13 protein-coding genes are annotated in these 12,589 nt (G+C 73.0%); all 13 read left to right on the top strand.

From position 1 onward, the window contains the following. Positions 1–153: 153 nt before the first annotated feature. The 13 genes from IG74_RS0118865 to mqnC all read left to right on the top strand — a co-directional run bounded on the left by IG74_RS0118865 (position 154) and on the right by mqnC (position 12,580). A complete protein-coding gene (locus IG74_RS0118865) occupies positions 154–879 on the top strand; it encodes a hypothetical protein (RefSeq protein WP_030678132.1) in 726 nt (241 codons plus the stop codon). Positions 880–897: 18 nt separating this feature from the next. Further along, a complete protein-coding gene (locus IG74_RS0118860; protein WP_030678129.1) occupies positions 898–1,734 on the top strand; it encodes a hypothetical protein in 837 nt (278 codons plus the stop codon). Next, entirely contained in the window at positions 1,731–3,038 is a 1,308-nt protein-coding gene (locus IG74_RS0118855) for a CpaF family protein (protein ID WP_030678126.1), read from the top strand. The genes IG74_RS0118860 and IG74_RS0118855 overlap by 4 nt, the downstream gene beginning before the upstream one ends. A gap of 4 nt (positions 3,039–3,042) precedes the next feature. After that, positions 3,043–4,038 carry a type II secretion system F family protein gene (locus tag IG74_RS0118850; RefSeq protein ID WP_030678123.1) on the top strand — a complete coding sequence of 332 codons (996 nt, stop codon included), beginning with the start codon at positions 3,043–3,045 and terminating at the stop codon, positions 4,036–4,038. After that, positions 4,035–4,964, top strand: a complete 930-nt coding sequence (locus IG74_RS0118845; protein WP_030678120.1) for a type II secretion system F family protein — start codon at positions 4,035–4,037, stop codon at positions 4,962–4,964. The genes IG74_RS0118850 and IG74_RS0118845 overlap by 4 nt, the downstream gene beginning before the upstream one ends. A gap of 80 nt (positions 4,965–5,044) precedes the next feature. Beyond that, positions 5,045–5,296, top strand: coding sequence for a hypothetical protein (locus IG74_RS0118840; RefSeq protein ID WP_030678117.1), 252 nt, complete (start codon positions 5,045–5,047; stop codon positions 5,294–5,296). Between the two features lie 68 nt (positions 5,297–5,364). After that, entirely contained in the window at positions 5,365–5,799 is a 435-nt protein-coding gene (locus IG74_RS0118835; RefSeq protein ID WP_030678115.1) for a TadE/TadG family type IV pilus assembly protein, read from the top strand. A gap of 110 nt (positions 5,800–5,909) precedes the next feature. After that, positions 5,910–6,320, top strand: a complete 411-nt coding sequence (locus IG74_RS0118830) for a TadE/TadG family type IV pilus assembly protein (protein WP_030678114.1) — start codon at positions 5,910–5,912, stop codon at positions 6,318–6,320. Continuing rightward, a complete protein-coding gene (locus tag IG74_RS0118825) occupies positions 6,317–6,796 on the top strand; it encodes a pilus assembly protein TadG-related protein (protein WP_030678113.1) in 480 nt (159 codons plus the stop codon). The genes IG74_RS0118830 and IG74_RS0118825 overlap by 4 nt, the downstream gene beginning before the upstream one ends. 105 nt (positions 6,797–6,901) lie before the next feature. Then, entirely contained in the window at positions 6,902–7,273 is a 372-nt protein-coding gene (locus tag IG74_RS0118820; protein ID WP_030678111.1) for a hypothetical protein, read from the top strand. Between the two features lie 240 nt (positions 7,274–7,513). Then, complete coding sequence (locus tag IG74_RS0118815; RefSeq protein ID WP_030678109.1) at positions 7,514–10,543, top strand: BTAD domain-containing putative transcriptional regulator; 3,030 nt, start codon at positions 7,514–7,516, stop codon at positions 10,541–10,543. 2 nt (positions 10,544–10,545) lie between these two features. After that, complete coding sequence (locus IG74_RS0118810) at positions 10,546–11,271, top strand: prepilin peptidase (protein ID WP_030678106.1); 726 nt, start codon at positions 10,546–10,548, stop codon at positions 11,269–11,271. Between the two features lie 94 nt (positions 11,272–11,365). Beyond that, on the top strand, positions 11,366–12,580 hold the full coding sequence (gene mqnC / locus IG74_RS0118805) for a cyclic dehypoxanthinyl futalosine synthase (protein WP_030678103.1): 1,215 nt from the start codon (positions 11,366–11,368) through the stop codon (positions 12,578–12,580). Positions 12,581–12,589: the final 9 nt, after the last annotated feature.

Below are 12,589 nucleotides of genomic sequence, written 5' to 3'. Positions count from 1 at the left end.
GCCTTGAGGGGCTTATGTGCTGCTGATACGGTGCGATGGCTTGACACTGCGCCTGTGGCTGACGGGTCAAGGGAACCCCGGCCGAGGCGGGGCCGAAGTGCCTCAATAGTGTCCAAATGACGTGTTTTTCTTGGGTGTACGGGGAGCGGTTGCGTGAAGATCCAAGAGCGTACGGGGGCGGGCGGAAACCGTACCGGCGTATCGGCTCAGGGCGGAGTCGGCGAACGACTTCCCACAGCACCTCGCGAGCGCAAACCGGCGCTGGCCGCGCTGGCCGTCCTGCTGATCCTCGTGGGCGCGCTCGGCGCCACCGTGCTCGTCCTGCGCGCCGGTGACCGGATCGAGGTCGTGAAGGCCACCAAGGAGATCCCCGCGGGCGAATCCCCGAAGGAGGGCGTGAACATCACGTCCGTCCTGGTCGCCGAGGACACCGGGATCAAGTACGTGAAGTGGTCCCAGCGCAAGGCACTTGAGGACTACGAGGCCAAGAGCACCATCCCGGCCGGCTCCGTCGTCGTGGGCCAGATGTTCGCCGAGGACGGCGGCGTGCCGTCGGGCAAGTCCACGGTCGGCCTCTCGCTCAAGGAGGGGCAGTACCCCTCGACCCTGAAGCAGGGCGACACCGTCGCCGCGTACCGCGTGGCCACCAACGGCTCCGGCAGCGGCAAGGGTTCGGAGCGCGGCGGCGCGGGCGGGAGCACGCCCATCGTCGCCGACGCGCGCGTGAACACCGTCGCCAGCAAGAACGACTCGACGATCAGCACGGGCAACCTCAGCGTCACCCTCCTCGTGGACTCCGACGACGCCGCGTCCCTCACCGCCGCCGCGTCCGCCGGTGAGGTGTCCCTGGTCGTCGTGCCCGGCGACTCCGGCAACTAGAGGGCGAGAGGACCACCCATGGCTCTCATCGCCCTCGCCGCCGACAAGGGGTCGCCCGGCGTCACCACCGCGTCCGTCGCGCTCGCGGCCGTCTGGCCGCGCCGCGTGCTCGTCGCGGAGACCGACCCCGCGGGCGGCGACCTGGTCTACCGCAGCGCCGCCGCGCACGGCGGGCCGCTCAACCCGAACACCGGCATGCTGTCGATCGCCGCGACCGCGCGCCGCGGCCTGGTCCCCGACCAGCTGTGGGACCACACCCAGCCGCTCTCGGGCGGCCTCGACGTCCTGGTGGGGCTCGGCATCTCCGAGCAGGCCGCCGGGCTCGCCGGGATCTGGCCGACGCTCGGCCGGGCCTTCGCCCAGCTCGCCGACTCGCCGCACGCGCCCGCCGACGTCATCGCCGACTGCGGCCGGATCAGCGGGGACAGCCCGGTGGTCGAGCTGTTCCCGCAGGCCGCGCTCGTGCTCCTGGTGGCGCGCGCGGAGCCGGAGTCCCTCGCCCGGGTGCGGGACCGCGCCGCCGCCCTGGCCGCCAAGCTGCACGGCGGGCCGCGGGGCGCCGCCGCGCTCGCGACGCCCCTCATCGGCGTCCTCCTCGTCGCCGACCCGGCGAACTCCGCCAAGCTCGTCCACCAGGTCGACGACATGCTGGCGGCCGCGCAGACCGGCGCCCGCGTCGTCGGCACGCTCGCCGACGACCCCACGGGCGCCGACCAGTTGGCCGGGCGCAGGCGCGGGCGGCTCGACAAGTCGATGCTCATCCGCTCCGCGCGGAAGGTGACCGTCGACCTCTACCAGCAGTACGGCGCCGCCTGGTCCGGGCCCGTCGCCGGAGCCGCGGGGGCCGGGCGGTGAGCGCGGTCGACCACCAGCTGGTCAAGCGGTTCCGGCAGGACGCGGGCGACCGCATCGCCGAGCAGCGCCGCCTCGACCAGGTCTCGGGCGTCACCCCGATGTCGAACGAGGACGAGCGGCAGTACGCCCGCGCCGTCATCGCGCAGATACTGGAGGAGTACGCCCGCGCGGAGATCAACACCGGGCGCACCCCCCTCGACGCGGAGACCGAGGAGCAGTACGCGGCCGCCGTGCACGCCGCGCTCTTCGGCGTCGGCAGGCTCCAGCCGCTGCTCGACGACCCCGAGGTCGAGAACATCGACATCAACGGCTGCGACCAGGTCTTCGTCGGGTACGCCGACGGGCGCGAGGTCACCGGGGAGCCGGTCGCCGAGACCGACGAGGAGCTGATCGAGCTCATCCAGGTGCTCGGCGCCTACTCCGGCCTCTCCTCGCGCCCCTTCGACTCCGCCAATCCCCAGCTCGACCTGCGCCTTCCCGACGGCTCCCGGCTCTCGGCCGTCATGGACGTGACCCGGCGGCCCGCCCTGTCCATCCGCCGCGCGCGCATGGGCAAGGTGTTCATGTCCGACCTCGTCGGCAACGGCACGCTCACGCCCGAGGTCGCGCACTTCCTGGCCTGCGCCGTACGGGCGCGCAAGAACATCATGATCGCGGGCGCCACCAACGCGGGGAAGACGACGCTCCTGCGCGCCCTCGCCAACGAGATCCCCCCGCACGAGCGCCTCATCACCGTCGAACGCGCCCTGGAACTCGGCCTCGACACCTTCGCCGACCTGCACCCGAACGTCGTCGCCTTCGAGGAACGCCTTCCCAACTCCGAGGGGCAGGGCGCCATCGCCATGGCCGAGCTGGTGCGCCGCTCGCTGCGCATGAACCCCTCGCGCGTCATCGTCGGCGAGGTCCTCGGCGACGAGATCGTCACCATGCTCAACGCCATGTCGCAGGGCAACGACGGTTCGCTGTCCACGATCCACGCCAACAGCTCGAGCGAGGTCTTCAACAGGATCTCCACGTACGCGCTCCAGGCCGCCGAGCGGCTGCCGATCGAGGCGAGCCAGATGCTCGTCGCGGGCGCGGTGAACTTCGTCGTCTTCATCCAGCGGCGCAACGACTACCAGTCCGGCGGCAAGCTGCAGCGCGTGGTGACCTCCGTCCGCGAGGTCAACGGCGTCGACGGCCGGGTGCTGTCCAGCGAGGTGTTCGCTCAGACCCAGGACGGGCGCGTCGTCGCGCACGCCCCGATCGCGTGCCTGGACGACCTCATCGCGTACGGCTACCGGCCCGCCGGACAGTGGGGGTGAGCACATGAACTCGCTGGGATCCATGGGCGGTCTGTTCTCGCTGACCGTGCTCTACGGCCTCGCCTGCGGCGTCGCCGTCGGCGGCGGCCTCGCCCTGCTCGTCGTCGCGCTGCGCGGTCTGCCCGCCAAGCCGGAGCACGAGAAGCGGCAGGCCAGCGAGCGGATGAGCGAACTCGTCCGGTTCGCCGGGCAGCGCGGCTCGCTCGCGGTCGGCGTCGGCCTCGTCGTACTGCTGCTCACGCGGTGGGCGGTGGCGGGCATCGCCTCCGGCATCCTCGTCTTCTTCTGGGACAAGCTGTTCGGCGGGGCCGCCGAGGAGCGGGCGCAGATGAAGCGGGTCGAGGCGCTCGCCGCCTGGACCGAGTCGCTGCGCGACACCATCGCGGGCGCGGTCGGCCTGGAGCAGGCCATCCCGGCCTCCGCGCGGGCCGCGGCGCCGGTGCTCAGGCCGCATCTGGACGCGCTCGTGGACCGGCTGCGCGCGCGGACACCGCTGCCGGACGCCCTCCAGGTGCTCGCCGACGAGATCGACGACGCCTCCGCCGACATCATCGTCGCCGCGCTGATCCTCAACGCCCGGCTTCGCGGCCCCGGTCTGCGCCAGGTCCTCGGCGCGCTCGCCAAGTCGGCGCGCGAGGAGGTCGACATGCGGCAGCGCGTGATGGCGCAGCGCGCGTCCACACGCCGCTCCGTGCAGATCGTCGTCGCCGTCTCGATCGCCTTCGTCCTGGGCCTTTCGATCTTCAACCGCGAGTTCGTCTCGCCGTACGGCACGGCCGTCGGCCAGCTCGTCCTCGCCTGTGTGTGCGGCCTGTTCGCGCTCGGCTTCTGGTGGCTGCGCAAGCTGTCGACCGTCGAGACGCCGGACCGGTTCCTCGTCCGTGACGAGCCGGGCGTGCAGTTCGTGCGCCCCCGGCCGACGGGCGGCGAGGGCGGCACGGGCCAGTCCCAGACGCTGCCGCCGCACGCGAACACGCCCACCGAGGGGGTACGCCGATGAGTCTGACCCTGCCGATCCTCATCGGCGCCACGCTCGGCCTCGGCGTCTTCGCCCTGGTCCGGGCGCTGCTGCCGAGCAAGCGCAGCGCCGTCGCCACCGTCGCCCGGATCGACGCGATGCGGGCGCGCGGCGCCGCGTACGAGTCCACGCACCGCACGGCGGACGCGGACCACACGGGGCGTCTGGGCACGCTGCGCGCGCGGGTGGGTGCCCGCGTCGCCGAGTTCTACGTCCAGCAGGGCTGGGAACTGCGGTCCATGCGGGCCGACCTGGCGGTGCTCGACCGCAGCTGGGAGAAGTTCCTCGCGACGAAGGTGCTGCTCGCGGTGGCGGGCGTGTTCTTCGGACCGTTCCTGTTCGCCGTCGTCTGGACGTTCGGCTTCGGCCGCAGCCCGATCATCCCGGTCTGGCTGGCCCTGATGTTCGGGGTGCTCTTCTTCTTCCTGCCGGACCTGGAGGTGCGGCGGGACGCGCAGGAGAAGCGGCGCGACCTGCGCCGGGTGATCGGCGCCTATCTGGACCTGGTGTCCATGAGCCTCGCGGGCGGCCGCGGCCTGCCCGAGGCGCTGATGGCCGCCGCCGAGGTCTCCGACGGCTGGGCCACGCAGCGCATCAGGAACGCCCTGGCGGACGCCCGCATCACCGGCATCAGCCAGTGGCAGGCGCTCGGTTCGCTCGGCGAGGAGCTGGGCGTCGAAGAGCTCAAGGACCTCTCCGCGTCCCTGGCACTCGTGGCCGACGACGGCGCGAAGGTGCGCGAGTCGCTCGCCTCCCGCGCCGAGACGATGCGCCACCGCGAACTCGCCGAGATCGAGGGCAGCGCGGGCGAGAAGTCCCAGTCGATGCTGGTGGCCCAGCTGCTGCTGTGCGCGGGGTTCCTGGTCTTCCTCATCTTCCCGGCGGCGATGCGCGTGTTCCAGGTCTGACCCTCCATCCTCCGGCCCCCTTCACGGGCGGGCCCTTCCGAGCCCCTCCACCATCCTGCTTCCCGAGAGGACAACTCACCATGAACGGACGGAACGTCAGCACCGGGATCCCGGCGGTCGACTTCCTCGTCACCTTCCTGCAGACCCGGGTGCGGCGCGCCCGCTCCGGCGAGCTCGACCGGGGCGCGTCGGCGGTCGAGTGGGTGATCATCTCGGCAGTCGTCGTGGCGATCGTCGGCGTGGTCGCCGCGATCATCAACAACGCCCTCAAGGGCGGTGCCGACAAGGTCGGCGACTGCATCGAGGGCGCCGACGCGGGCAAGACCTGCTGAGCGACGGGTCACCTACGACCATGTGGGGCCACGGGGGCCGGGGCGCAGCAGCGCCGCACCGCGACCGGATGCCCGGATTCGTACGCCGTCGAGTGGAGGCCGCCTCCACCCGCGGCGAGTCCGGCATGACCGCGATCGAGTTCGTGCTGCTCACCCCGGTGCTGTTCTTCATGATCTTCGCGACGGTGCAGTTCGCGCTCTACTTCTTCGCGGACCACGTCGCCCAGGCCGCGGCCCAGGCGGGCGCGCGCAAGGCCCGTGCCACGGCTGACGAGAACCCGGGCGGCTGGCGCGGCGAGGCGAACGACGTCGTCGAGGACTACATCAGCCAACTGGGCCCCGAGCTGGTGCTCGGCCCCGACGTCAAGATGATCCAGCCCGAGCAGAACACGGTCGGCGTGGAGATCACCGCCCATGTGCCGTCGGTCTTCCCGGGCCTCGATCTGACCGTGCACGCGCGCTCCGCGGGTCCGGTCGAGCGGTTCGTGGAGGAGGACGGATGAGACGGCCCGAACCAGGCCGTCGGCTCCGGCGGCTGATGCGTACGGAGGGTTCGGCGGGGTCGGAGGGGCCGACGGGCCCACTGCGCGCGGGTGCGGACCGCGTACAGGGCGTGGATGGCGGACAGGGCGCGGACAGCGGTCTTTCCACGGTCGAAGTCGTCATCCTCGCGCCGGTCATGATCCTGTTCATCCTCGTCCTGGTGGCCTTCGGCCAGCTCGTGGACGGGCGCGGCGCCGTCGACGGGGCGGCGCGGGACGCGGCCCGCGCGGGCTCCATCCAGAAGGACCAGGGCACGGCGATGATCGAGGCGCGCAGGGCCGCGATGGCGAACCTGGCGGACGTCTGCTCGGGCCCGGTGAACGTCGTCCAGAAGAGCGCGGGCTTCCGGGCGGACTCCCTCTTCACGGTCGAGGTGAGCTGCGAGGTGCGGGGCCTCGGGATGCTCGGCCTCGACGTGCCGACCACGCTGAAGTCCACGTTCAGCTCGCCGCTCGACCCGCTGCGGAGGGCCGAGACATGAGGACAGGAGTCCACCGCGCGTACGCGGTGCGGGCGCGGGCCTGGCTCGACGACCGCCGCGCCCGCCTGGACGACCGGGGCTCGGGCGCGGGCGCGGTCATCGTCTTCGCGATCGTCTTCCTGACCCTGGCCGCGTTCGTGATCGACGGCGGCATGTCCATCTCGAAGCGCGAACGCGCCGCGGACATCGCCGAACAGGCGGCGCGCTACGCGGCGCAGGACATCGACCGCGAGGGCCTGTACGCGGGTGAGGAAGCACCCATCAGATACGAGAACTGCGGGGCCCGCGTGCAGAAGTTCGCCCGGGAGATGGGCCTGCGCGGCGCGGACGTGGCGGCCACGCACTGCGTGAGCGCCGACGCCCAGCAGGTGGAGGTCGAGGTGCAGATGACGTACAGCCCCGTCTTCACCGGGATGTTCTACGGCGGGGACGTCGTCGTCCACGGCCGGGCGACGGCGGAGAACCAGGTCGGGTGAGCCGACGGTTCCCGCCGCCCGCCGCCCGCCGCCCGCCGCCCGGCGATCAGAGTTCAGTAGTTCTACGTCTCGACAGTTCGACAGTTCGACATGAGGAGAGAAAGAGTGCGTCAGCACATACGCCGTTCCCTGGCCGTGGTGTCCGTATCGGCCGCCGCGGCGCTCGCCCTGGGCACGAGCCCCAGTTCGGCGGCGGTCCACCCCAACCTCTACGAGGGGTACTCCGCGGGCTCGGTCTCGTACAACCCGGCCAACGACGTGGTGAAGGTCAAGGACCTCAAGCAGGACGGCCGTTCCTTCGGCGTGGTGGTCTTCGGCCCGGCCACGGAAGGCAGGGGCGGGCACTGCCTCGTGGGCGGCAAGGGCAAGACGCGTACCTGTGACTTCAGCTTCGGCAGCGGCCGGGTGAACTTCGAGGTCTACACCAAGCGCGGCGGCAACCACTGGGTCGTCGACAGGTTCCAGACCCGCACCTGAGCCGCGGTCCGGCCGGGGGATATCCACAAGCCGAGGGTTATCCACAGGCCGCTCCCGGCCGGACGCGCCGTCCGTACGATCGCTGTCATACGAGCGGCAGTACGTGCTCCGGCACCACAGGCACCCACTCGCTGGCAGCCATCCACAGATCCCCACCCACAGACCCCCATCCACAAGCACCCACCCACAAGCACCCACCCACAGGCCCCCATTCACAGGACCAGGACCAGGACACCCGCCATGGCGCGACGCAACACCCGCTCCTCGAACGGCTCGTCGGGCACCCCGGCGACGCCGCGGAACAGGACGCCGCAGCCGCTGCCGACGCGACGGCGTTCGGCCGGGGACTTCGTCAAGGCGTTCCTCGCCTTCGTCGCCCTCGCCGCGCTGCTCGTCGGCGTGCCCGGGGCGCTCGCGTACTTCGTGGGCTGGCCGCTGCCCGGCGGGGCACCGTCCCTCGACTGGCTCCAGCAGGAGATCACGGTCGGCACGTTCGTCAATGTGCTGACGGTGGTCGTGTGGCTGGCCTGGGCCCAGTTCACCGCCTGTGTGCTCGTCGAGGTGAAGGCCGCCCTGTCCGGGGTCGGCATGCCGGGGCGGGTGCCGGGCGCGGGACCGAGCCAGGTGCTCGCGCGGCAGCTGGTCGCCGCGGTGCTGCTCATCGGCGCCACGGCGGCCAGCTTCGCGCCCGGGCTCTCGCAGTTCGGGCAGTCCCCCGAGGGGAACCAGAAGCCCGCGGCGGCGGCCGCCCAGCGGACGCCGGGCCTCTTCGCGCAGGAGCACCAGGGCGCGGCGGCCGCGGCGAACGCGGTCGCGGACCAGGCGGCGCAGGCCGCCGACCGCGCGGGCACCGGCGAGGACGGCGACACGAAGTTCTACCGCATCCAGCCGCCCGAGGGCCGCCACCACGACTCCCTGTGGGAGATAGCGGAGCGGCACCTGGGCGACGGCCGCAGGTACAAGGAGATCTACCAGCTCAACAAGGACCGCGAGCAGCCCGACGGCTCCCGCCTCTCCGAGGCCAGTCTGATCCGGCCCGGCTGGATCATGGAGATGCCCGCCGACGCCCACGGCGGCGAGCTCGTCGAGATGCCCGACGAGGCGCCCGAGGTGCCGAAGGAGGTCCGCGAGCAGATCTCCGACTACGCGAAGACCGGGGACGAGCGCCGGGGCGGCGGCGCCCACCAGGGCGGCGACCGGCAGGGCGCTGACCGCAAGGGCGGCGGATCCGTCGACCGGGACACGGCGCACATCACGATCCCCGAGCAGCGTCCGGGCGGCGCGGAGCGGGGTGGCGGCCGGGGCACCGGCGAACCCGCCGCGCCCGCCGCGGGCGACCAGGGCACGGCGGCCGAGTCCGACGGCTTCTCCTTCGGGCTCCCCGAGGCGCTCGTCGGGGCACCGCTGCTCGCGGCCGGGCTGCTCGGCGCGCTCGGCAGGCGCCGCCGCCACGCGCTGTGGCAGTCGGCGATGGGCGCCGTCGGCGGGCGCCGCGGCATGGAGCCGCCCACGCCGACCGGCACCGCGGCCGATGCGCAGGACGCGCTGCTCGTGGGCGCCGACCCCGAGGGCGTCCGGCTCCTGGACCGCGGCCTGCGCGGCCTCGCCGCCGCGCTCACCGCCGAGTCCCGCCCGCTGCCGACGGTGTACGCGGCCTGGCTGAGCAACGGCGACCTGCACCTCCAGCTCGCACAGCCCGCGGGACGGCCGCCCGCGCCCTGGCGGTTGGGCCAGGACCAGACGTTCTGGACGCTCGCGCGCACCGACGCCGAGGCGTACGAGGACGTGGACGCGGCGGCGCCCTATCCCGGCCTGGTCTGCCTCGGCACCATGGACGACTCGCGGCTGCTGCTCAACCTCGAAGCGGTGCCGGGCATCGTCTCGCTGAGCGGTGCCGTCGCCGACCGGGCCGCCGTGTTCGCGTCCGTCGCCGCCGAGCTGGCCACCAACGGCTGGTCGGACCGCATGACGATCACGCTGGTCGGCTTCGGCCGCGACCTCACCCCGCTCGCGCCGAACCGGCTGCGGCACCTGGAGGACGTCGAGGCGCTCATCGAGACCATGGAGGCCGAGACGCGGCAGCGGCGCGGCGCACTCGGCGCCGCCGGGCACGACTCGGTCCTCACCGGCCGCACCGGCCCCGCCCAGCACACCCGCTGGGCGCCCCACCTGGTGCTGCTCGCGGACCGGCCCGCAGCGGACGAGGCCGTCAAGCTCGCCGAGCTGGCCGCCGACGCCAGCCGCCTCGGCATCGGCTATCTCGTCGGCACGGACTCCGGCGAACTGCCCGGTGCCGCCTGGGAAATGGAGATCACCGCCGACGGCAAGCTGCTGGCCCCGCTGCTCGGCCTCGAACTGGCGGCGCAGCAGCTGCCGGACGCGCTCCAGCGGGCGGTGGTCGAGCTGTTCACCGCGGTGGACCCCGACGGCGGCGACGGCGACGACGACTCCACCGGCGGCGCGGCCGCACCCCCCTTCCTCGTCGACGTCAGCGAGCAGGGCCGCCCCGCGGTGTACGCGCGCCTGGTCGGGTCGTACGAGATCATCGGCCTGGAGACGCCCGACGGCGAGCGCAGCCCGCTGCTCCACGAGGCGCTCGCGCTGCTGCTGCTCCACCGCGAAGGGGTGCACCCGCGCGTGCTCGCCTCCGCGCTGTGGCCGCGCGGCGTGACCGAGGACGTGCGGGACGCGCTCGTCGACCGGGTCCGGGAGTGGCTCGGCAGCGATCCGGACGGCGCGCCCCGGCTGCGCGCCGACGAGTCGGGCCGGCTCACGCTCGCCCCGTCCGTGGTCTCCGACCTGGACGTGCTGCGCTCGCTGTACCACGAGGCGACGCAGGGGCGCGGCGCCGGCAACCGCGCGGTGCGCGGCCGCATGCTCACGGACGCGCTGGTCCTCGTCCGCGGCCCGCTGCTCGCCGACCGCCCCCAGGGGCGCTACGGCTGGCTGACGCACGAGATCGTCGACGCGCAGCTGCCGCTGCTGGTGGCGGACATCGGGCTCGCGCTCAGCGAGTTCCACCTGGAGAAGGGGCGCGCCGAGCAGGCCATCGAGGCGCTGACCTCCGCCCGCGCCTCGGCCCCCGCCGACGAACGGCTGTGGAACGAACTGCTGCGGGCCACGCACGCCACGGATGACCCCGCCCGGCTCCAGGCCCTGGCCGCCGACCTGGTTGCGCGCAGCGGCGCGCGCGGCCTCCCGCCGCGCACGGAGGCGCTGCTCGACGAGCTGCTTCCGGCGTGGCGCGACGGACTCACGGCGGTGGGGTGACCGTGGTGGAACTGCCGCTCGTGCTCGGCGGCGCGCTGTGGGGCGCCCTGGCCGGACTCGCGCTGCCGCGCGCCGTGTACCGCTTCTCGGCCCCGGCGGGCGAGCCCTGGCGCGACCGCTGCCCGAGCGGCGCGCACGAGGTGCGGGGCTGGCTGGGCCCGGGCCGCTGCCCGGACGGGGAGCGGTACGGCCCCCGGGGCCCCGTCCTCGCGCTCGTCGCGGCGGCGGTCTGCGCGCTGCTCGGCCTGGCGACGGGCCCGCGCCCGGAGCTCGTGGTGTGGCTGCTGTGCGTGCCGCCCGCCCTCGTCCTGGCCTGGGTCGACCGCGCCGTGATGCGGCTGCCGGACGTGCTGACCCTGCCGCTCGCGGGGGCGGCGCTCGCGCTCCTCGGGGTGGCGGCCGCGCTGCCCGAGCACGGCGGCGACTGGGCGAAGGCGGCCCTCGGCGCGCTCGTGCTCAGCGGCGGCTACTTCGTGCTGTTCCTGATCAATCCGAACGGGATGGCGTTCGGCGACGTCAAGCTCGCGCTCGCGCTGGGCGCGGTCCTTGGCTGGTACGGCTGGGGCATGCTGCTGCTCGGCACGTTCGCCGGGTTCGTGTGCGCCGCGCTGTACGGCGGCTGGCTCGTCGTGGTGCGCGGGGCGGGCCGCAGGACGGCCATAGCCTTCGGCCCGTTCCTGCTGGCGGGCGGGCTCACGGGCGTCCTGCTCGGCGCGTACGCGGCCTGACGCCGGGGCGCCGACCACCGGACGCGGGGGCCCCGGAGCGCTGGCGTACGCTGAAGAGCGATCTGTCCAACCCCCTTACGGAAGGGACGCCCCGGTGACCGAGAAGGCCGACCTCACGTCCTCTGATGTCACAGCCGTCCTCGACCGTGCCGCGGCGGGCGGACGGATCAGCGCCGAAGAGGCGCTCGCCCTGTACCGGGACGCCCCGCTGCACGCGCTCGGCTCGGCGGCCGACGCCGTGCGCCGCCGCCGGTACGCGGGCACCGAGCACATCGCGACGTACATCATCGAGCGGAACATCAACTACACGAACGTCTGCGTGACGGCGTGCAAGTTCTGCGCCTTCTACGCCGCCCCGAAGGACACCAAGAAGGGCTGGACCCGGGACCTCGACGACATCCTGCGCCGCTGCGCGGAGACCGTGGAGCTGGGCGGCACGCAGATCATGTTCCAGGGCGGCCACCACCCGGACTTCGGCGTGGAGTACTACGAGAAGCACTTCGCGGCCATCAAGAAGGAGTTCCCGCAGCTCGTCATCCACAGCCTGGGGGCGAGCGAGGTCGAGCACATGGCCCGGATCTCGAAGGTGTCCGTCGAGGAGGCCATCCAGCGGATCAACGCCGCCGGGCTCGACTCCTTCGCGGGCGCGGGCGCCGAGCTGCTCCCGGCGCGGCCGCGCAAGGCCATCGCCCCGCTGAAGGAGTCCGGCGAGCGCTGGCTGGAGATCATGGAGGCCGCGCACAACCTGGGCGTGGAGTCCACCTCCACGATGCTCATGGGCACGGGCGAGACGAACGCCGAGCGCATCGAGCACCTGCGCATGATCCGCGACGTACAGGACCGGACGGGCGGCTTCCGGGCCTTCATCCCGTACACGTACCAGCCGGAGAACAACCACCTCAAGGGCCGTACGCAGGCCTCGCTCTTCGAGTACCTGCGGATGATCGCGATCGCGCGGATCTTCCTGGACAACGTCGCGCACATCCAGGGCTCCTGGCTGACCACCGGCAAGGAGGCGGGCCAGATGACGCTGCACTACGGCGCGGACGACCTCGGCTCGGTGATGCTGGAGGAGAACGTGGTCTCCTCCGCGGGCGCCAAGCACCGCTCCAACCTGCGCGAGATGATCGACATGATCCGCACAGCCGACCGCGTCCCCGCCCAGCGCGCCACGACGTACGAGCACCTGGTCGTGCACGACGACCCGGCGAACGACCCGGTCGACGAGCGCGTCGCCTCGCACATCTCCTCCACCGCCATCGAGGGCGGCACGGCCCACCCGGAGCTGAAGCTCCTCACCGCCAACTAGGGCCGCGCG

Source organism: Streptomyces sp. NRRL B-1347 (assembly GCF_000720325.1).
GTDB lineage: Bacteria > Actinomycetota > Actinomycetes > Streptomycetales > Streptomycetaceae > Streptomyces.
Note: the sequence above shows the minus strand (reverse complement) of the source record. Positions and strands in the feature narration are given on the sequence as shown.

Excerpts from the sequence above, each read along its gene's own strand:
- IG74_RS0118860 (WP_030678129.1), top strand. The coding sequence starts at position 898 with ATGGCTCTCATCGCCCTCGCCGCCGACAAGGGGTCGCCCGGCGTCACC.
- IG74_RS0118850 (WP_030678123.1), top strand. The coding sequence starts at position 3,043 with ATGAACTCGCTGGGATCCATGGGCGGTCTGTTCTCGCTGACCGTGCTC.
- IG74_RS0118845 (WP_030678120.1), top strand. The coding sequence starts at position 4,035 with ATGAGTCTGACCCTGCCGATCCTCATCGGCGCCACGCTCGGCCTCGGC.
- IG74_RS0118840 (WP_030678117.1), top strand. The coding sequence starts at position 5,045 with ATGAACGGACGGAACGTCAGCACCGGGATCCCGGCGGTCGACTTCCTC.
- IG74_RS0118835 (WP_030678115.1), top strand. The coding sequence starts at position 5,365 with ATGCCCGGATTCGTACGCCGTCGAGTGGAGGCCGCCTCCACCCGCGGC.
- IG74_RS0118825 (WP_030678113.1), top strand. The coding sequence starts at position 6,317 with ATGAGGACAGGAGTCCACCGCGCGTACGCGGTGCGGGCGCGGGCCTGG.
- IG74_RS0118815 (WP_030678109.1), top strand. The coding sequence starts at position 7,514 with ATGGCGCGACGCAACACCCGCTCCTCGAACGGCTCGTCGGGCACCCCG.